The organism is Nonomuraea sp. NPDC049637, from assembly GCF_040675235.1.
Taxonomy (GTDB): Bacteria; Actinomycetota; Actinomycetes; order Streptosporangiales; family Streptosporangiaceae; genus Nonomuraea.
This window is the reverse complement of sequence record NZ_JBFAOM010000014.1, coordinates 150,905-168,569: the sequence shown is the minus strand read 5'-3', so window position 1 is coordinate 168,569 and position 17,665 is coordinate 150,905. Positions and strand designations below refer to the sequence as shown.

The window sequence follows — 17,665 nt, the reverse complement described above, 5'->3', positions numbered from 1 at the left end:
TGGGCAAGTGAGTCTCTACCGCGACGAAGGCGTCGTCCTGCGGACGCAGAAACTCGGTGAGGCCGATCGCATCGTCACCGTTCTGGCCAAGCGCACCGGCAAGATCCGGGCGGTGGCCAGAGGCGTGCGCCGCACCAAGTCACGCTTCGGCGCGCGGCTGGAGCCGTTCACGCACGTCGACCTCCAGCTCCACACCGGCCGCACGCTCGACGTGATCACCCAGGCGGAGACCATCAGGCCCTACGGCGAGGCGCTGGCCGTCGACTACCCCCGCTACACCGCCGGCAGCGCCATGCTGGAGACGGCCGACCGGCTGACCCACGGCGAGAAGGAGCCGGCGCTGCGGCAGTTCCTGCTGCTGGTCGGCGGCCTGCGCACGCTGTCCGAACGCGCCCACGAGGCCAGGCTGGTCCTCGACGCGTACTTCCTGCGCTCGCTGGCGGTGGCCGGTTACGCGCCCGCGCTGGAGGCGTGCGCCAAGTGCCAGGCCCCGGCGGTCAGGGCCTTCGCCATCGTCGCGGGCGGCGTGGTGTGCGGGGCGTGCCGTCCGGCGGGCTCGGCGGTGCCGGCGGGGGAGACGATCGGGCTCATGACGGCGCTGCTGCGCGGCGACTGGGTCACCGCCGACGCCTCGGAGTCGCGCCACCGCAGCGAGTGCAGCGGTCTGGTGGCCGCATATCTGCAATGGCATCTGGAACACGGAATACGCTCTCTGCGACACGTCGAAAGGGAGCATGCGTGAACGTCCGGCCTCCGACCCCTCATCCGTCAGGCGCCACCCCGCCGCCGATCCCGCGTGACCTCGTGCCCCGGCACGTCGCCATCGTGATGGACGGCAACGGCCGCTGGGCCAAGGCACGCGGCCTGCCGCGCACCGAAGGGCACAAGGCGGGCGAGTCCTCGCTGTTCGACGTCATCGAGGGGGCCCTTGAGCTGGGCGTCCCCTACCTGAGCGCCTACGCCTTCTCCACGGAGAACTGGAAGCGCTCGCCCGACGAGGTGCGCTTCCTGATGGGCTTCAACCGCGACGTCATCAGGCGGCGGCGCGACGAGCTCAACGCCATGGGCGTGCGGGTGCGCTGGGCGGGCCGGCCGGGCCGGCTGTGGAAGAGCGTGATCTCCGAGCTGCAGGCCGCCGAGCAGATGACGCTCGGCAACAACAAGCTGACGTTGCAGTTCTGCGTCAACTACGGCGGCCAGGCCGAGATCGTCGACGCGGCGGTGAAGCTGGCGGCCGACATCGCGGCCGGGCGGGTCAAGCCGTCGAAGGTGAGCGAGAAGGTGTTCGCCCGCTACCTCGACGAGCCGGAGATCCCGCCGGTCGACCTGTTCCTGCGCTCCTCGGGCGAGCAGCGCTTCTCGAACTTCCTGCTGTGGCAGTCGGCCTACGCCGAGATGGTCTTCCTCGACCGGCTCTGGCCCGACTTCGACCGCCGCGACCTGTGGGCGGCGTGCGAGATCTACGCCAAGCGCGACCGCCGCTACGGCGGCGCGATCCCCAACGAGGTCGCCGGCGCCTAGGGACACCCCGGGTTCACCCCCGCTGAGCTGCCGCGCTGGGGGCCCTCGACGGGCTCGACCTGAGCGTGCGCACCGGCGAGGTGCACGGCTTCCTCGGCCCCGACGGCGCGGGCAAGAGCACGACCTTCCGGATCCTGCTCGGCCTCGCGCGGGCCGACGCGGGCAGCGTGCGCCTGCTCGGCGGCGACCCCTGGCGCGAGGCCGCCGAGCTGCACCGCCGCCTGGCGTACGTGCCGGGCGACGTCACGCTGTGGCCCGACCTGTCCGGCGGCGGCCGGGCTCACGGCCGGCGGGCTGCTGGCCCTGCGGCGGCGCGACGCCGGCTGAGAGGACGTGGCGTCGCGGCGGTATCCGGAATTCTGGCACGAGGGTCAGGCTGAGAGCCGGTGAAGGCGGGTACAACCCGTTCCCCCACGATGAAGGAGGGCCGATGATCCCAGGTTGCGGCTCGTGCAACTGTTCCGACGTCTTCGCCACCGCCAAGCCGCCGTGGTGGCAGACGTCCAGCGAAGCACCCTGAACCACCCGCAGCTGCCGCCCGTCCCCCGGTCGTCGCGGGGACGGGCGGTTCGCGTGCGGGACGGTCAGGCGCGGCGGCGGGCCCGGTAGGCGGCGACGTGCATGCGGTTGCCGCAGGTGCGGCTGTCGCAGTAGACCCGCGAGCGGTTGCGGGACTCGTCGACGAACACGCGGTCGCAGTCGGGGGCCGAACAGGTGCGCAGACGCTCCATCTCGCCCTCCACCAGCAGGTGCGCCAGCGCCACGCCGCAGTCGGCGGCCACGTGCTCGGCCAGGGAGGCGTCGGTGGCGAAGTAGTGCACGTGCAGCGGGTGGCCGTCGTGCTCGGTCAGCCTGGGCGTGATGCGCGTCTCGGCGAGCAACGCGTTGAGCGTGCGCACGGCGCTGGCCACGTCGGAGGCCGTGAACACCCGGTGGAACGCCTCGCGCACCATGCGCACCTGGCCGAGGTCGCGGGCCGTCAGCGCGCCGATGCCGCTGATCTGCCGGGACTCCACGAAGGCTTGCAGCTCGGCCAGGCTGGCCAGACCGTCGTCGCCGCCGGTGGACGGCGAGGTGTTGACCAGGTCGACAACGGTCGCCAAAGAATGCACCATGTCATGGCCAAACGGCATGTTGACTCCTGTCGGGGCCGGTTCTAGCGTGGTCGCAGCGTATCTCTCCCATGGGGCTCCGGGGGTTTCCGTGAGTGCATATCGGCGTATCGTCCTGATCGCGATCGCCGGAGCACTGATCATCTCCACCTCCGCGCCCCTGGTGCGGTTGTCCGGGGCGTCGCCCGCGACGTCGGCGTTGTTCCGCTGCGCGTACGCGGCGCCGCCCATGGTGCTGCTCGCCTGGCTCGAACGGCGGAAGCTGGGGCCCCTGCCCTGGCGGAACGCGCTGCCGGCCTGGGCGGCGGGCGTGCTGTTCTCGCTCGACCTGCTGTTCTGGCACCAGTCGATCAAGCTGGTCGGCGCGGGCCTGGCGACCGTGCTGGGCAACCTGCAGGTGTTCATCGTGGCCTTCGCCGCCTGGGGCCTCTTCCGCGAGCGCCCCGCCAACCGGCTCATGGCGAGCACGCCGATCGTCTTCGGCGGGGTCGTGCTGATCTCCGGGGTGTTCGACGGCGCGGCCTACGGGCTCGACCCCGTCATGGGCGCCGTCACCGGGCTGGCGACCTCGGTCGTGTACGCGGCCTACCTGCTGCTCATGAAGGCCGGGCCGGGGCGCACGGCGGGGCCGCTGGCGCACGCGACCGTCGTGGCCACCGTGCTGATCGCGGCGCTCAGCCCGCTGTTCGGCGGGGCCGACCTGGCCCCGGAATGGCCGGCGCACGGATGGCTGCTGCTGCTCGCGCTGGGGCCGCAGGTGGCCGGATGGCTGCTGATCACGTACTCGCTGCCCAGGCAGCCCGCGGCGCTCACGGCGCTGCTGCTGCTCGTGCAGCCGATGACCACGGTCGCCATCTCCACGGTCACGCTGGGGGAGCGGCCCTCCGCGCTGCAGCTCGCCGGGTGCGCCGCCGTCGTGCTCGGCGTGCTGTACGGCTCCCGCGGCCCTCAGCCCGCGCGGGCCGGCGCCGAGCAGGACGAGCAGGTGCCGAAGACCTCGACCGTGTGAGTGATCTCGGTGAAGCCGTGGTCGCTGCCGACCGCCTCCGCCCAGCGCTCGACGGCCGGGCCGGCCACCTCGACCGTGTGCCCGCAGCGGCGGCAGACCAGGTGGTGGTGATGGTCGTCGCTGGCGCACGCCCGGTAGACCGACTCGCCCTCGTCGGTGCGCAGCACGTCGACCTGGCCGCAGTCGGCCAGCGCCTGCAGCGCCCGGTAGACGGTGGTCAACCCGATCTTGGCGCCGTGCAGGCGCATCTCTGCATAGACGTCCTGGGCGCTGCGGAACCCCTCGCTGCGGCGAAGGGTGTCGTGCACGGCATCGCGCCTCGTCGTCATGCGACCTCCTCGACACGGACATGTGGTCGCCGGCTCACTGGGGACTCCTGGATACGGCCTCGCCGTACGAATTTACCGACAGCCAGGGCCAGGACGAAGCCGGCGAGGGCGAGAAGCACGATCGCCGCGCCCGGAGGCACCCGCGACGACATCGTCGAGGCCAGCAGACCGCCCACCGAGGCGAGCACGCCGAACAGCATCGCCAGGCCCATCGTCGCCCGAAAGCCCCTGGTGAGCTGCTGGCTCGTGGCCACCGGGATCACCATCAGGGCGCTGACCAGCAGCAGGCCGACCACGCGCATGGCGATGACCACGGTGAGCGCGGCGGTGACCGCGATCAGCAGGCTGAGGAAGCGCACCGGCAGGCCGCTGGCCTTGGCCATCTCCTCGTCCTGGCACAACACGAACAGCTCCCTGCCGAAGACGACGACCACGCCGATCACCGCCACGGCCAGCGCGCCGATGATCCAGATGTCCTCCCGCGTGACGCTGGCGATGGCGCCGAACAGGTAGGAGTTCAGCTTGGCGTTGCTGCCGCCGGGGGCGATGCCCATGAGCATGACGCCGCCCGCGATGCCGCCGTAGAACAGCAGGGCGAGCGCGACGTCGCCGCTGGTCCGGCCCCGGGCCCTGACCAGCTCGATCGCCACCGCGCCCAGCACCGAGACGACCACGGCCGTCAGCACCGGCGCCGTGCCGGTCAGGAAGCCCAGCGCCACGCCGGTCAGCGCGACGTGGCCGATGCCGTCGCCGAGCAGCGACAGCCTGCGCTGCACGATGAACGTGCCCACCGCGGGCGCGCACAGCCCCACCAGCAGCGCGGCGATCAGCGCGAGCTGGAAGAGGTTCTCCTGCAGAAGGTCGATCATCGCGGTTCTCCCTGCCAGCCGGTCAGCGGGCCGGCGGCCGGCTCCTCGGCGTGCGGATGCTGGTGCTCGTGTCCCGGCCTGGCGCACTCGCCCTCGGGCCGCGGCGGCTCGCCGTCGTGCGCGACGCGGCCCTCGCGGACCACGACGCCGCGGGTGATCAGCGGCTCCAGCGGGCCCAGCTCGTGGGCGACCAGGACGATCGTCTTGCCGTCGCGGACCAGGCCGCTCAGCGTGTCGGCCAGGAGCTGCTGGGTCTCGGCGTCGACGCCCGCCGTGGGCTCGTCCATCACGTACGTGTCGGGCTCCCCGGCCAGGGCGCGGGCGATGAGCACGCGCTGCTGCTGGCCGCCCGAGAGCGACTGCACGGGGTCGCCGGCCCGGCCGGTCAGGTCGACCGCGTCGAGGGCGTGCGCGACCGCCGCCCGGTCGGCCGCGCTGGTCCTGCGCAGCCGGCTCTGCCTGGCGACGCGGCCCGAGGCCACGACCTCGCGGACGGTGGCGGGCACGCCGCCGCCGACCTGGAGGCGCTGGGGCACGTAGCCGATGCGCCACCAGTCGCGGAACCGGGCGGGCGGGGAGCCGTACAGGAGGGTCTGGCCGCCGGACAGCGGGGTGAGGCCGAGCAGGGCGCGGACCAGGGTGGACTTGCCCGAGCCGTTGGCCCCCAGGAGGGCCACGACCTCGCCGGGGCAGACGGTCAGGTCGACGCCGCGCAGGATCTGCCGGCCGTCGAAGCTGACCCGGCCGCCGGTCATCGCGAACGCCGTCTCGCTCATGCCGCACACCCCAGAGCCGTCCGCAGGGTCTTGAGGTTGTCGCGCATGGCCGTCAGGTAGTCGCCGGCGGGCTTGCTCTCCAGCGGGTCGAGCACGGCCGTCTTCGCGCCGACCTCGCCGGCCAGCACCTCGGCCACCTTCGGGCTCACCAGGGACTCGGTGAAGATCGTGGTGGCGCCCTCGGCCCTGGCCAGCGCGGCCACCTCCGACAGGCGCTTGGGCGACGGCTCGGTCTCGGGGTCGAGCGTGATGCCCACCTGCTTGAGCTTGTAGCGGTCGGCCAGGTAGCCGAACGCCTCGTGCGCGGTGACCAGCGTCTTGCCGGCGCAGCCGGCCAGGCCCTTGGCGAACTCCTGGTCGAGGCCGCCCAGCACGCCCGCCGCCGTGGCGGCGCGGTCCTTGTAGGCCTGCGCGTGGGCGGGGTCGGCGGCGGCCAGGCGCTCGCCCAGCTTCCCGGCGACCGTGGCCAGCCGGGACGGGTCGAGCCAGATGTGCGGGTCGTAGGAGACGCCGTGCTCCTCGGCGTGGCCCTCCTCGCCGGCGTGCCCGTCCGCCGGGATCGTGGTGACGACGGCGGCGGCGTCGAAGGCGGTGTCGGCGGAGACGGCGTCGTCGACGGCCGGCTGCACGCCCTTGACGTAGACCGTGAGCGCGGCGTCCTGGAGCTTGGTCATCTGCTGGATGCCCAGCTCCAGGTCGTGCGGCTCGACGCCGGGCGCGGTCAGGACGGTCACGTCGGCGTCGGGCCCGGCCACCTGCTCCGTGAGCCACTGGAGCGGGTAGAAGGCGGCGATCACCGCGGGCCTGCCGCCCGCGGCGGTCTCGGTGCTCTCCGCGGCCCCGGCGCCACAGGCGGACGTGGCCAGCAGGGCTGCTCCGGCGAGGAAGGTTACGGCGCGCATTGGGGGCGTACGGGACATCACGCCCTCAAGTATGGAGAAAATGAAAATGATTGTCAAAATCCCCGGCGGGCCGGCCTAGAACGCCCCAAACCGGTCAGCGGCCAGGAGCGCCAGGAAGACCAGCATCACGACCCGCAGCAGCCGCCCGCCGACGCCCAGCGACGGCCACGACAGGTACGCCAGCCACCCGACGAACGCCAGCACCACCAGCGCCGCCACGCCGCCCAGCCAGTTGGCCAGCGCGAAGGCGGCCAGCAGCAGGATCACCAGCACGGCGGGGGCCACCCACCTGGGCACCTGCGTGAACAGAAACGTCATCGGGACCGCGCTGCGCCGCTCGACGGCCCTGCGCGCGCCGCCCGCGCCCGGCGTGAAGAACTGCTCGCCCCGGGGCAGCGGGCGCTTGTTTTTGGAGGCCACGTCGAGAGCCTATGGGAGTTCGCGTGACAGCAGGGTGCGCACCTCTAGGCTGGGCTGGTGCTCGCCGTGATCCGATACACCGTGCCAGAGTCCCAGTCCCAGGACTTCCTCAAGCAGGGCCACGCCATCCTCGACACCTTCGCCGCCCAGCCGGGTTTCCACCGCGGGCGGCTGGCCCGTTCGGTCGACGAGCCCAACCTGTGGGCGCTGGTCAGCGAATGGGAGGGCGCCGGGTTCTACCGCAGGGCGCTGTCGGCCTCCAGGATGGTCATGTACCCGTTGATGATCCTCATGGTCAACGAACCCAGCGCGTTCGAGGACGTGTACACGCAAGAGGGCGCGTAGCATCACTCGCGCGCGGGACCGGGTGGGCGTCCCCTAAGCTGGGATCTCACCGAATTCACTCGCCGACCTCCAGCCGGAAAGAGACGCAACCAAAATGGCACGACGCACCGACGTCATGGACACCATCGTCAGCCTCGCCAAGCGCCGCGGGCTCGTTTACCCGTCGAGCGAGATCTACGGCGGACTTCGCGCGTCGTGGGACTACGGTCCTCTGGGTGTCGAGCTGAAGAACAACGTCAAGCGGCAGTGGTGGCTGTCGATGGTCCAGTCGCGCGACGACGTGGTGGGCCTCGACTCCTGCGTCATCCTGGCGCCGGAGGTCTGGCGGGCCAGCGGCCACGTCGAGACCTTCACCGACCCGCTGACCGAGTGCCAGTCGTGCCACAAGCGCTTCCGCGCCGACCACCTCGTCGAGGCCTACGAGGAGAAGAACGGCAAGGAGCCCGAGAACGGCCTGGCCGACATCACCTGCCCCAACTGCGGCAACAAGGGCACCTTCACCGAGCCCCGGCAGTTCAGCGGCCTGCTCAAGACCTTCCTCGGCCCGGTGGAGGACGAGTCGGGCCTGGCCTACCTGCGTCCCGAGACCGCCCAGGGCATCTTCATCAACTACCTCAACGTGCAGCAGTCGGCGCGCAAGAAGGTCCCGTTCGGCATCGGCCAGGTCGGCAAGTCCTTCCGCAACGAGATCACCCCGGGCAACTTCATCTTCCGCACCCGCGAGTTCGAGCAGATGGAGATGGAGTTCTTCGTCAAGCCCGGCACCGACGAGGAGTGGCACCAGTACTGGATCGACGAGCGGTTCCGCTGGTACTCCGACCTGGGCATCAACAAGGACAACCTGCGCCTCTACGAGCACCCGCAGGAGAAGCTGTCCCACTACTCCAAGCGCACCGTCGACGTCGAGTACCGCTTCAACTTCCAGGGCTCGGAGTGGGGCGAGCTCGAAGGCATCGCCAACCGCACCGACTTCGACCTCACCGCCCACTCCAAGGCCTCGGGCGTCGACCTGAGCTTCTTCGAGCAGGACACCGGTGAGCGTTACGTCCCCTACGTCATCGAGCCGGCCGCCGGCGTCGACCGGGCCACGCTGACCTTCCTGCTCGACGCCTACACCGAGGACGAGGCGCCCAACGCCAAGGGCGTCCTGGAGAAGCGCACGGTGCTGCGGCTCGACCACCGGCTCGCGCCGGTCAAGGCCGCGGTGCTGCCGCTGTCGCGCAACGCCGACCTGTCGCCGAAGGCGCGCGACCTGGCCGCGCAGCTGCGCAGGCGGTGGAACGTCGAGTTCGACGACGCGGGCGCGATCGGCCGCCGCTACCGTCGCCAGGACGAGATCGGCACCCCGTTCTGCATCACCGTCGACTTCGACACCCTCGAAGACCACGCGGTGACGATCCGCGAGCGCGACAGCATGGCCCAGGAGCGCATCGCCATCGACCAGGTCGACTCCTACCTGCGCCAGCGCCTCAACGACTGACCCCCGGCACCACCTCACCGGCGCCGCCCCGGCTCTCCGCCGCGGGCGGCGCTCGCGTTTTCCAGCCAGGCCGCAGGACAGGCCGGGTCGGTCAGGACAGGTGGCGGCCGAACCAGGTCAGCACGTAGTCGTAGGCCTGCGAGGCGGCCCGCTCGTCGTAGCGGGCGCCCGTGTCGTTGAAGAAGGCGTGGCCGACGCCGGGGACGGTCACCAGCTCGTGGGTGAGCCCGGCCTTCGTCAGCGCCGCCTCGGCCGCGTCCCTGGTGGCGTTGACGCGGTCGTCCTGCTCGGCGTAGATCGCCAGCACGGACGCCTTGGTGCCGGTCAGGTCGGCGTCGTCGGGCAGCGGGCCGTAGAAGGGCGCGGCGGCGGCCAGCCGGGTCTCCCCGGACGCCAGCAGCAGCCACGTCATCCCGCCGCCGAAGCAGAACCCGATCATGCCCAGCCCGGCGCCCTCGGCCCGCCGCTCCAGCTCGCCGACCGCCGCCTTCATGTCGGCCACGAACCGCTCCTGAGGGATCTCGCCCAGCTTCGCCGTGACCTGTGCGGGGTCGGCGAACGCGGCCGTGCCGCCGTCCCGGGAGAGCAGGTCGGGCGCCAGGGCCGAGTAGCCGCTCGCGGCCAGCCGGCCGGTGACCGAGCGGATGTGGTCGGTCAGCCCGCGGTTCTCGTGCATGACCAGCACCGCGCCCTTGGGGACGGCGGCGGCGGCCCAGGCGGCCCGCAGGGTGGTCCCGTCCGGACCGGGGAACGTGATCTCCTGCGTGGGCAGCGGGGCCGGGCCCGCGGGGGAAGCCGTGCCGGACGGCGCGGCGGCAGGCGGCGTGCTCGCCGCGTCGGTGTCGGGGTCGGCGCCCGGGTCGGTGTCAGGGGTGGCGCCGCAGGCGGCGAGGAGGGCAGTGGCGGCGGGGAGGGTGAGCCCGAGGAGGCCCAGGCGGCGCAGGGCCTCCCGCCGCGAGATCAGGCCCTCTACGTGGTCGAGTGCCACTTCTTCTGCCAAATATCGCTGGAAGGGCGTCATGGTCGAAAGATCTAACGGTGAGCACCGAAAAATCGTGTAAAGGCGATAGTTATGTGGTCTTTCGCTGGCGTTTGGTGAGGTGGTGCTGAATCCGGGAACGCCGCTCCGGACCCATGGCGTGCCCCCTCATCCGGAACTATGGTCAAGATCATGCGACTGCTGGTGGTCGAGGACGAGGAAGACCTGGTCGACGCGTTACGGGTGGGTCTGGTCCGGGCGGGCTACGCGGTGGACGTGGCCTACGACGCGCCGTCGGCGCACGAGAAGCTGGAGGTCAACACCTATGACCTGGTCCTGCTCGACCTGAACCTGCCCGGCGGCGACGGCTTCGAGCTCTGCCGCTCGGTACGGGCCGCCGGCCGCGGGGTGCGGATCATCATGGTCACCGCCCGCGACCGCCTCGACGACCGGGTGCGCGGCCTCGACGAGGGCGCCGACGACTACCTGGTCAAGCCGTTCGCCTTCCCCGAGCTGCTGGCCAGGGTGCGGGCGCTGCTGCGCAGGGACACCGGCGGCACCGCCGTCCTCCAGGTGGGCGGGCTGCGCATCGACACCGCTCGGATGGAGGTCTCCCTCGACGGCCGCTCCCTGGCCCTGACCCCCAAGGAGTACGGCGTGCTGCACTATCTGATGACCCGTCCCGGCCATGTGGTCTCCACCGAGGAGCTGCTCGAACACGTCTGGGACGAGCACGCCGACCCCTTCACCAACACCGTCCGGGTCACCGTCGGCAACCTGCGCCGCAAGCTCCAGGAGGACGGTCTCATCGAGACGGTGATCAGCCGCGGCTACCGGCTCAGGGAGCCGGCGTGATCCACACCATCCGCTTCCGGCTGACCGTGCTCTACTCGGGGCTGCTGTTCGTGCTGGCCGCGCTGGTGCTGGGCGGCATCTACGTCGCGGTCTCCAAGACCACCGAGGAACGCCCGTACTCGACCGAGTACGCCAAGGCGTACCGCGGCAACCAGTACGTGGGCAAGCAGGAGGTCGTCTTCATCGAGGAGGTCGAGAACGAGGTCAACATCAGGACGCTGGCCACGTTGCGCGACTATTCGCTGGCCACCCTGGCCGGGCTCTACCTGGCGTCCCTGGGCATCGGCTGGGTGTTGTCGGGGCGGGTGCTGCGTCCGGTGCGGTCGATCACCCGGACGACGGAGGAGATCCAGGCGACCGACCTGACGCGGCGGATCCGGCTGGGCGGCTCGCGCGACGAGCTGAAGGACCTGGCCGACACCATCGACACCATGCTCGACCGGCTGGAGGAGGCGTTCAGCGCGCAGCGCCGGCTGATCGACGACGCCTCGCACGAGCTGCGCAGCCCCCTGACGATCATCCGGGCCAACGTGGACGCCGTGCTCGCCTCGCCCGAGGCCAGCGAGGCGGAGCGGGCCAGGGCCGTGCAGATCGTGGACCGGGCGACCACCCGCATGACCAGGCTCGTGGAGGACCTGCTGGCCAGCGCCCGGCGGCAGGCGACCGCGTTCGCCGACACCGACCTCGACCTGAGCAGGGTGGCGCGGGAGGCGTGCGAGGAGTACGCGGCGCCGGCCGCCGCCCGCGGCCTGACGATCACCCGCGGGCTGGTCCCGAACCTGGAGATGACCGGCGACCAGGACGCGCTGCGCCGGGCCGTGGCCAACCTGCTGTCCAACGCGGTGCGCCTGACCCCGCCGGGCGGGAGCGTCCGGGTGGGGGCCGGCCGGTCGGGCGGCTGGTTGTGGGTCGCGGTCAGGGACGACGGCCCCGGCCTCGGCGTGGCGGAGCAGGAGCGGGTCTTCGACCGGTTCTGGCGCGGCGAGGCCAGCCGGCGCGACCGGCACACGGGCCTCGGCCTGGCCATCGTCCGGCAGATCGTGGAGTCGCACGGGGGACGGGTGGCGGTGTTCTCCAGCCTCGGGCAGGGGGCCACGTTCGTGTTGTGGCTGCCGCCGCGCGACGGCGCCCCGGGCCCGGCCCCCGAGACCAACCCCCTCCCCACCTGACCCCGCGCCCCCGCCTGACCGCGCCGCGAGGCCCGCCTGACCGCGCCGTGAGATTGCGCGCCGACGCTGGCCTGTGCGGGTCCTACTCCAGCACGCGCCCGACGAGCTGCCCGTCCCGCGCCACCGCCACGCAGTACGCCGTGCGGTGGCGCGGCCACTCCTCCTCCAGCGGCGGTAACGCGGTCACCTCCACCTCGCTCCGCCTGCCCGGCGCGATCCGCAGCCGCGGCGCGCAGAAGTCCGTGGCCTGCCGCCTGGCCCGCTCGGCGCCCGGCCATGCCCCCTCCGGCACGACGTAGATCATGCCGAACTCGGCCGCGTGCGGGTTGCCGCACGGCACGAGCGTCGCGATCAGGTCGTCGGGGATGGACACGAGGCAGTCGCCCGGCCGCAGCTGGGTCGCGTGCCGCTGTTCCGCGCCCGGCACCGACGACCCCGCGGACGGCTCGGGCGTTCCCGAGCCGCAGGCGGACAGCGCCAGGACCAGGCAGGCGGCCATCAGACCTCGGGACGTCGTGCGGGGCATGCGAGCAGAGTGTCATGCCTCGATCACGTCCATATCGCGGAACGACCCGAGCTGGGTCACGTTGAGCGATCACGACGGCCGCCGCCCGGGCGCGGAGCCCGGAGGTCCAGGTAGATCACCGTGTCCGCGGAGACTTGGCCGACCCCGCGACGAAGCCTGCACGACGCTTTGGCATGGCGGCAGCGGCCATGGGCGTCTCCTGGCGGGACCCGATCCGATTCCCCACCTCTCGCTCCTCTTTCTCAAGAATTGGTGTAAACCAATTGGTATAAACCAATTTATCGGGCAGCGGTCCTATAATTGGATTAGACCTGTCACGGGCGGTTGACCTGCAAAAACGATGACTTAACCGAGGAGTGCAGTTTCATCATCAATTTCGCCGGTAGAGTCCCGGGCAGAAGCGTTGGATTGGAGCTGTGGTGGCCAAGTACGTTTACGACTTCACCGAGGGCAACAGGAATCTCAAGGATCTTCTCGGTGGAAAGGGCGCGAATCTCGCCGAGATGACGAATCTCGGGCTGCCCGTACCCCCCGGATTCACGATCACCACTGAAGCCTGCCGTCACTACCTGACGGAAGGCGCTCTTCCCGACGGCCTGGAGCGCGAGGTCGCCGAGCACCTGGACGCCCTGGAGGCTCAGATGGGCCGCCGGCTCGGACAGGCCGACGACCCGCTCCTGGTCAGCGTACGGTCGGGCGCGAAGTTCTCCATGCCGGGCATGATGGAGACGGTCCTCAACATCGGCCTCAACGACGAGTCGGTGCACGGCCTGGCCAAGCAGGCGGGCGGCAACGACCGCTTCGCCTGGGACTCCTACCGCCGGCTGATCCAGATGTTCGGCAAGACCGTGCTCGGCCTCGACGGCGACCTGTTCGAGCACGCGCTCGACGAGCTGAAGGGCCGCCGCCAGGACACCGACCTCGACGCGGGCGAGCTGCAGGGTCTCGTCGAGACCTACAAGGGCATCGTCCGGGAGCAGACCGGCAAGGACTTCCCCGCCGACCCCCGCGAGCAGATGCGGCTGGCCGTCATGGCGGTCTTCGACTCCTGGAACGCCCCGCGCGCCATCCTCTACCGCCGCCAGGAGCGCATCCCGGCCGACCTCGGCACCGCCGTCAACATCGTGGCCATGGTCTTCGGCAACGTCGGCAACGACTCGGGCACCGGCGTCGCCTTCACCCGCGACCCCGGCTCCGGCCAGCAGGGCATCTACGGCGACTACCTGCAGAACGCCCAGGGCGAGGACGTCGTCGCCGGCATCCGCAACACCATCCCCCTCCAGGAACTCGAACGCCTCGACAAGCGCTCCTACGACGAGCTGCTGCAGATCATGGAGACGCTGGAGAACCACTACAAGGACCTGTGCGACATCGAGTTCACGATCGAGCGCGGCAAGTTGTGGATGCTCCAGACGCGGGTCGGCAAGCGCACCGCCGCGGCCGCCTTCTGCATCGCCACCCAGCTCGTCGACCAGGGCCTGATCACCCTCGACGAGGCCGTCACCCGCGTCACCGGCGACCAGCTCGCCCAGCTCATGTTCCCCCGCTTCGACGGCGGCGCCGAGAAGAAGAAGATCGCCAAGGGCATGAACGCCTCGCCGGGCGCCGCCGTCGGCAAGGTCGTCTTCTCCTCCGAGCGCGCCGTCGAGCTGGCCGGGCAGGGCGAGGACGTCATCCTCGTCCGCCGCGAGACCAACCCCGACGACCTGGCCGGCATGATCGCCGCCAAGGGCATCCTGACCAGCCGCGGCGGCAAGACCTCGCACGCCGCCGTGGTCGCCCGCGGCATGGGCAAGACGTGCGTGTGCGGCGCCGAGGAGCTGGAGGTCTCCACCGGCGAGCGCAGGTTCACCGCGCCCGGCGGCGAGGTCGTCTCCGAAGGAGACGTGATCTCCATCGACGGCACCACCGGCGAGGTCTACCTCGGCGAGGTGCCGGTCGTGGACTCGGCCGTCGTCGAGTACTTCGAGGGCGCGCAGCCGGACGACGACCTGGTCAGGGCCGTGGACCGGATCATGGGCCACGCCGACTCCGTGCGCCGGCTCCGGGTCCGCGCCAACGCCGACACCCCCGAGGACGCCGCGCGGGCCCGCCGCTTCGGCGCCCAGGGCATCGGCCTGTGCCGCACCGAGCACATGTTCCTCGGCGAGCGCCGCCAGCTCGTCGAGGACCTCGTCCTGGCCGACGGCGACGAGGAGCGGCAGGCCGCGCTCGACGCCCTCGAACCCCTCCAGAAGGCCGACTTCATCGGCATCTTCAAGGCCATGGGCGGCGACCCGGTCACCATCCGGCTCATCGACCCGCCGCTGCACGAGTTCCTGCCCGACCTGGTGGACCTGTCGGTCAAGGTCGCCACCTCGCCCGACGTGACCGACAAGGACCGCAGGCTGCTGGCCGCCGTCAAGAGGCTGCACGAGCAGAACCCGATGCTGGGCCTGCGCGGCGTGCGTCTCGGCCTGGTGATCCCCGGGCTGTTCGCCATGCAGGTGCGGGCGATCGCCCAGGCCGCGGCGGAGGTCCCGGGCGCGCGGCCGGAGATCATGATCCCGCTGGTGGCGTCGGTCCAGGAGCTGGAGTCCGTACGCGAGGAGGCGACCAGGATCCTCGCGGAGAACGGCGTCGAGGCGCTGATCGGCACCATGATCGAGGTGCCGAGGGCGGCGCTGACGGCGGGCCAGATCGCCGAGGCGGCCGAGTTCTTCTCCTTCGGCACGAACGACCTGACCCAGATGACCTGGGGCTTCAGCCGCGACGACGTCGAGGCCGCCTTCTTCTCGCGCTACCTGGAGCTCGGCATCTTCGGCGTCAGCCCGTTCGAGACCCTGGACCGCGACGGCGTCGGACGGCTGGTCAGGATCGCCGTCGAGGAGGGCCGCGCGGCCCGCCCCGACCTGCACGTCGGCATCTGCGGCGAGCACGGCGGCGACCCCGACTCGGTGCACTTCTGCCACGAGGTCGGCCTCGACTACGTCTCCTGCTCCCCGTTCCGCATCCCGGTGGCCCGGCTGGAGGCCGGCCGCGCCGCCCTGACCGACACCGACTCCGACACCCGCTGACGAGCGCGGCGGCCGGGGCCCCGGGCCCCGGCCGCCCCTAGCCGCGGCGCCGGTTGGCCAGCGACACGGCGGTGAACACCACGATCCCGATCAGGAGGAAGAAGAGCACGAAACCGATGATGATCTCCGAGACGCCTAAGTTCACGGGGGTTCCCTCCCTGCCGGCGCTCCCTGGAGGAGCGCTCCTTGCGACGGATCGTAGGAGCGCCCGGTTGAAGATCTGTTGATTTCCTGTCCATGAACCCCGGAGATCGCGGGAAAAGCGGCTTTTGGGATACTTTCCGCCATGAAAGATCTCCTGGAATGGGAGCTGCGGCCCGCCGGGCCGGACGAGGTGGAGGCGATCGCGGAGCTGCGGGCCACGGTGATGCGCCCCGACCTGGAACGGCTGGGCCGCTTCGACGAGCACCGGGTACGGCAGCGCTTCCGCGACAGCTTCGCCCCCGGCCACACCTCCGTCATCCTGGCCGGCGGCGCCTTCGCCGGCTGCGTCACCCTGCGCCCCGCCGAGGACGGGCGCTGGCTGGAGCACTTCTACCTCGCCCCCGCCGTCCAGGGACGCGGGCTCGGCTCGGCCGTGCTGCGGGCGCTGCTGGACCGCGCCGACGCCGAGCGCGCGACCGTGCGCCTGGTCGTCCTGCGGGGCAGCGCCGCCCAGCGGCTCTACGAGCGGCACGGCTTCACCGTCGAGGGCGCGGACCAGGTCGACGTCCTCATGGTCCGCCGGCCGGACGCCGGGCGGCCCGCGGCCGGCTAACGGGGCACAGGCTCCTCGGCCGGCACGTAGTCGTGCCGCACCCCGTGGTCGCCCAGCCACTGCCGCAGCCCGGCCACGGCCTCCGGATCACCGGCGACCCGGGCCGCGTACTCGGCCAGGGCCACCTCCTCGCCGTCGTCGTACAGCAGCCGGGCGGGGCCCGACCAGGAGAGCGTCCACCTGGCCTCGCCGAGCTGGATCAGCACCGCCTCCAGCGCCTGCCCCAGCACCCCGGCGAGCAGCGTCTCCGACGGTTTCCAGCCCAGCTCGCGCAGCCGTTCGGCCAGCTCGGCCTGGCGGCCCCTGGCGATCGCCTCGAAGGCCGCGTCGAGGTAGGGCCGCGTCGCCCCCATCACCCGCTGTCCCGCCACCGCCAGGTCGTGCAGGGCCTCGGCGTTGCGGCCGGCGTACATGCCCTGGGCCACCAGCTCGTCCCACGGCACCGGGCGCAGCCCGGCCAGCGCCTCCGGCGTCCACATCGACCGCTCGACCGCCTCGGCCGCGACGTCGGGGTCGCGCAGCAGCGTCAGCGCCGGCCGCGGATCGGGGACGTGCTCCGGCTCCGGCAGCACCGCGATGGCGGCCAGCCGGTCGGCCAGGCTGGGATGGGAGTCGTACGGCGAGACCTCCTCGGGCCGCTCGCCCAGCCGGGCGATCTCGGCCTGCCGCCCGGGGTCGTTCATCAGCGCGTGGAAGCCGCCGAACACCGAGGCAGGCCGGGTGCCGCCCACGCCGGTCAGCGACAGGTAGTCGCCGGCGTACAGGTCCCAGCCCAGGGAGGTGTCGTGGATCTTGCGGAGCGCGCCCGACATGGCCTGGCGGCCGCCGATCGCCACCGCGAACGCGTCGGCCTCCAGCTCCTGGCGGCGCGACACGGCCTGCGAAACCCGCAGGTAGAGCTTGGCGTACCAGGCGAAGAGCCGTTGAATGATCGGATGGTTGCCCAGCCCCTGCACGGTCGCGATCAGCGAGACCCGCCCCCGGTAGACGGGCGCGCCCAGCCGCGTGTGCGCCCCGCTGTAGTGGCCCAGCTCGTGCCCGAGCACGGCGCGCAGCTCGTCGACGGTGAGTGTCTGGAGCAGCGGCAGCCCGATGAACATCCGCCGCCGCGTCGCGCGCAGCCCCAGGAACCGGGTGTCCTCCGACACTGCCGCGTTCACCTCGGGGACGAGCCGGATCTCGTCGGGCGGCGCGGTGCGCACCCGCCGGGCCAGGTCCTCCACCGCCTGCCAGAGCGCGGGCTCGTGCTCGCGCCCCACCGGCACGCCCGGCAGCTCGCCCCCCTGGTTCCGGCCCACCATGAACAGCGCCCGCACCAGCGCGCCCGCCGCCAGCGTGAGCACGATCGCGACCTTCAGCGCCGCGACGCGGAAGTCCACCAGCAGCAGGACGTCGAAGAACACGGCGGCCACCAGGATGACGCCGACCAGCACGTAGAAGCCGGCGAGCAGACTGAAGGCCAGCACCGCTCGGAACGCTGTCGTCATGGGGGAGGGCTCCCGGGGAAGGGGTTCTCGCGAGGCTCGACACTAGCGGAGACAGGAAACTGGATAAAATCAC

18 protein-coding genes and 1 pseudogene are annotated in these 17,665 nt (G+C 71.7%); 10 read left to right on the top strand and 9 right to left on the bottom strand.

Translation table 11 applies throughout. The annotated features are described in order from the left end of the window. The first annotated feature begins 7 nt into the window (after nucleotides 1-7). The 3 genes and pseudogenes from recO to AB0J71_RS21335 form a co-directional block, all read left to right on the top strand. On the top strand, nucleotides 8-742 hold the full coding sequence (gene recO / locus AB0J71_RS21345) for a DNA repair protein RecO (protein ID WP_352323406.1): 735 nt from the start codon (nucleotides 8-10) through the stop codon (nucleotides 740-742). Beyond that, nucleotides 739-1,521: an isoprenyl transferase gene (locus AB0J71_RS21340; RefSeq protein WP_352323405.1), complete on the top strand. Its 783-nt coding sequence runs from the start codon at nucleotides 739-741 to the stop codon at nucleotides 1,519-1,521. The genes recO and AB0J71_RS21340 overlap by 4 nt, the downstream gene beginning before the upstream one ends. A 35-nt stretch (nucleotides 1,522-1,556) precedes the next feature. Further along, nucleotides 1,557-1,793, top strand: a pseudogene (locus AB0J71_RS21335) (ATP-binding cassette domain-containing protein); the annotation flags it as partial. 312 nt (nucleotides 1,794-2,105) lie between these two features. On the opposite strand, the gene AB0J71_RS21330 reads toward AB0J71_RS21335, so the two are convergent. After that, on the bottom strand, nucleotides 2,106-2,633 hold the full coding sequence (locus AB0J71_RS21330) for a CGNR zinc finger domain-containing protein (RefSeq protein WP_352323427.1): 528 nt from the start codon (nucleotides 2,631-2,633) through the stop codon (nucleotides 2,106-2,108). A 91-nt stretch (nucleotides 2,634-2,724) separates the two neighbouring features. Here AB0J71_RS21330 and AB0J71_RS21325 point away from each other — a divergent pair, with 91 nt between their 5' ends. Continuing rightward, nucleotides 2,725-3,642, top strand: a complete 918-nt coding sequence (locus AB0J71_RS21325) for a DMT family transporter (RefSeq protein ID WP_364415643.1) — start codon at nucleotides 2,725-2,727, stop codon at nucleotides 3,640-3,642. Here the strand turns inward: AB0J71_RS21325 and AB0J71_RS21320 are convergent. The 5 genes from AB0J71_RS21320 to AB0J71_RS21300 all read right to left on the bottom strand — a co-directional run bounded on the left by AB0J71_RS21320 (nucleotide 3,582) and on the right by AB0J71_RS21300 (nucleotide 6,938). Continuing rightward, complete coding sequence (locus AB0J71_RS21320) at nucleotides 3,582-3,971, bottom strand: transcriptional repressor (RefSeq protein ID WP_364415641.1); 390 nt, start codon at nucleotides 3,969-3,971, stop codon at nucleotides 3,582-3,584. The genes AB0J71_RS21325 and AB0J71_RS21320 overlap by 61 nt on opposite strands. Then, nucleotides 3,968-4,840, bottom strand: coding sequence for a metal ABC transporter permease (locus tag AB0J71_RS21315; protein WP_352323402.1), 873 nt, complete (start codon nucleotides 4,838-4,840; stop codon nucleotides 3,968-3,970). The genes AB0J71_RS21320 and AB0J71_RS21315 overlap by 4 nt, the downstream gene beginning before the upstream one ends. Further along, on the bottom strand, nucleotides 4,837-5,616 hold the full coding sequence (locus AB0J71_RS21310) for a metal ABC transporter ATP-binding protein (RefSeq protein WP_352323401.1): 780 nt from the start codon (nucleotides 5,614-5,616) through the stop codon (nucleotides 4,837-4,839). The genes AB0J71_RS21315 and AB0J71_RS21310 overlap by 4 nt, the downstream gene beginning before the upstream one ends. Beyond that, nucleotides 5,613-6,518 carry a zinc ABC transporter substrate-binding protein gene (locus tag AB0J71_RS21305; protein ID WP_352323400.1) on the bottom strand — a complete coding sequence of 302 codons (906 nt, stop codon included), beginning with the start codon at nucleotides 6,516-6,518 and terminating at the stop codon, nucleotides 5,613-5,615. Before AB0J71_RS21305 ends, AB0J71_RS21310 begins: the two co-directional genes overlap by 4 nt. A 75-nt stretch (nucleotides 6,519-6,593) precedes the next feature. After that, a complete protein-coding gene (locus AB0J71_RS21300; protein ID WP_364415639.1) occupies nucleotides 6,594-6,938 on the bottom strand; it encodes a DUF6703 family protein in 345 nt (114 codons plus the stop codon). A 57-nt stretch (nucleotides 6,939-6,995) separates the two neighbouring features. Here AB0J71_RS21300 and AB0J71_RS21295 point away from each other — a divergent pair, with 57 nt between their 5' ends. Together AB0J71_RS21295 and AB0J71_RS21290 are read left to right on the top strand one after the other, a co-directional pair. Continuing rightward, the gene (locus AB0J71_RS21295; protein WP_352323398.1) at nucleotides 6,996-7,283 is read left to right on the top strand and encodes an antibiotic biosynthesis monooxygenase; all 288 of its coding nucleotides are present in this window, start codon (nucleotides 6,996-6,998) and stop codon (nucleotides 7,281-7,283) included. Between the two features lie 94 nt (nucleotides 7,284-7,377). Beyond that, a complete protein-coding gene (locus tag AB0J71_RS21290; RefSeq protein WP_352323397.1) occupies nucleotides 7,378-8,763 on the top strand; it encodes a glycine--tRNA ligase in 1,386 nt (461 codons plus the stop codon). A 91-nt stretch (nucleotides 8,764-8,854) separates the two neighbouring features. Here AB0J71_RS21290 and AB0J71_RS21285 read toward each other — a convergent pair whose 3' ends face one another. After that, on the bottom strand, nucleotides 8,855-9,784 hold the full coding sequence (locus AB0J71_RS21285) for a dienelactone hydrolase family protein (protein WP_364415637.1): 930 nt from the start codon (nucleotides 9,782-9,784) through the stop codon (nucleotides 8,855-8,857). Nucleotides 9,785-9,934: 150 nt separating this feature from the next. Between AB0J71_RS21285 and AB0J71_RS21280 the strand changes: the two genes are divergently transcribed. Both AB0J71_RS21280 and AB0J71_RS21275 read left to right on the top strand, forming a co-directional pair. Beyond that, the gene (locus AB0J71_RS21280; RefSeq protein WP_352323395.1) at nucleotides 9,935-10,597 is read left to right on the top strand and encodes a response regulator transcription factor; all 663 of its coding nucleotides are present in this window, start codon (nucleotides 9,935-9,937) and stop codon (nucleotides 10,595-10,597) included. Beyond that, entirely contained in the window at nucleotides 10,594-11,766 is a 1,173-nt protein-coding gene (locus tag AB0J71_RS21275; RefSeq protein ID WP_352323394.1) for a HAMP domain-containing sensor histidine kinase, read from the top strand. Before AB0J71_RS21280 ends, AB0J71_RS21275 begins: the two co-directional genes overlap by 4 nt. Before the next feature lie 82 nt (nucleotides 11,767-11,848). On the opposite strand, the gene AB0J71_RS21270 is transcribed toward AB0J71_RS21275, so the two are convergent. Then, nucleotides 11,849-12,292 (bottom strand): hypothetical protein, encoded by a 444-nt coding sequence (locus AB0J71_RS21270; RefSeq protein WP_352331184.1) that lies wholly within the window; start codon nucleotides 12,290-12,292, stop codon nucleotides 11,849-11,851. Nucleotides 12,293-12,711: 419 nt separating this feature from the next. On the opposite strand from AB0J71_RS21270, the gene ppdK reads away from it, so the two are divergent. Both ppdK and AB0J71_RS21260 read left to right on the top strand, forming a co-directional pair. Continuing rightward, complete coding sequence (ppdK, locus tag AB0J71_RS21265) at nucleotides 12,712-15,348, top strand: pyruvate, phosphate dikinase (RefSeq protein WP_364415635.1); 2,637 nt, start codon at nucleotides 12,712-12,714, stop codon at nucleotides 15,346-15,348. A gap of 286 nt (nucleotides 15,349-15,634) precedes the next feature. Next, nucleotides 15,635-16,105, top strand: coding sequence for a GNAT family N-acetyltransferase (locus AB0J71_RS21260; RefSeq protein ID WP_352318925.1), 471 nt, complete (start codon nucleotides 15,635-15,637; stop codon nucleotides 16,103-16,105). Here AB0J71_RS21260 and AB0J71_RS21255 read toward each other — a convergent pair. Next, entirely contained in the window at nucleotides 16,102-17,592 is a 1,491-nt protein-coding gene (locus AB0J71_RS21255; RefSeq protein WP_364415634.1) for a M48 family metallopeptidase, read from the bottom strand. The two genes, AB0J71_RS21260 and AB0J71_RS21255, sit on opposite strands and share 4 nt — an antisense overlap. Nucleotides 17,593-17,665: the final 73 nt, after the last annotated feature.

What these genes read in the sequence shown, in the direction of transcription:
- AB0J71_RS21320 (WP_364415641.1), bottom strand. Translation starts at nt 3,971, where the DNA reads ATGACGACGAGGCGCGATGCCGTGCACGACACCCTTCGCCGCAGCGAG.
- AB0J71_RS21315 (WP_352323402.1), bottom strand. Translation starts at nt 4,840, where the DNA reads ATGATCGACCTTCTGCAGGAGAACCTCTTCCAGCTCGCGCTGATCGCC.
- AB0J71_RS21310 (WP_352323401.1), bottom strand. Translation starts at nt 5,616, where the DNA reads ATGAGCGAGACGGCGTTCGCGATGACCGGCGGCCGGGTCAGCTTCGAC.
- AB0J71_RS21305 (WP_352323400.1), bottom strand. Translation starts at nt 6,518, where the DNA reads ATGCGCGCCGTAACCTTCCTCGCCGGAGCAGCCCTGCTGGCCACGTCC.
- AB0J71_RS21290 (WP_352323397.1), top strand. Translation starts at nt 7,378, where the DNA reads ATGGCACGACGCACCGACGTCATGGACACCATCGTCAGCCTCGCCAAG.
- AB0J71_RS21285 (WP_364415637.1), bottom strand. Translation starts at nt 9,784, where the DNA reads ATGACGCCCTTCCAGCGATATTTGGCAGAAGAAGTGGCACTCGACCAC.
- AB0J71_RS21280 (WP_352323395.1), top strand. Translation starts at nt 9,935, where the DNA reads ATGCGACTGCTGGTGGTCGAGGACGAGGAAGACCTGGTCGACGCGTTA.
- AB0J71_RS21270 (WP_352331184.1), bottom strand. Translation starts at nt 12,292, where the DNA reads ATGCCCCGCACGACGTCCCGAGGTCTGATGGCCGCCTGCCTGGTCCTG.
- AB0J71_RS21260 (WP_352318925.1), top strand. Translation starts at nt 15,635, where the DNA reads ATGAAAGATCTCCTGGAATGGGAGCTGCGGCCCGCCGGGCCGGACGAG.
- AB0J71_RS21255 (WP_364415634.1), bottom strand. Translation starts at nt 17,592, where the DNA reads ATGACGACAGCGTTCCGAGCGGTGCTGGCCTTCAGTCTGCTCGCCGGC.